Raw genomic sequence first — 217 nt, forward strand, 5'->3', positions numbered from 1 at the left:
GAAACAGAGGAAAATAGACGAGTTGTAGAAGAAGCACAGGTCGCAGAAGAGCAACGAGTTGTAGAAGAAGCGCCAGTCGTAGAAGAGCAACGAGTTGTAGAAGAAACACCAGTCGTAGAAGAGCAACGAGTTGTAGAAGAAACACCAATTGCAGAAGAGCAACCAGTTGTACAAAAAGAAGAACCAAAACGTGAGAAAAAGCGCCATGTACCATTTA

At 43.3% G+C, this 217-nt stretch carries 1 protein-coding gene; it reads left to right on the forward strand.

The window, feature by feature from the left end:
• On the forward strand, window positions 1-217 hold a 217-nt coding region (locus tag MR107_RS31110), incomplete at both ends, for a hypothetical protein (RefSeq protein ID WP_242293234.1).

This window comes from Bacillus cereus group sp. BfR-BA-01441 (assembly GCF_022663075.1).
Classification (GTDB): Bacteria; Bacillota; Bacilli; order Bacillales; family Bacillaceae_G; genus Bacillus_A; species Bacillus_A cereus.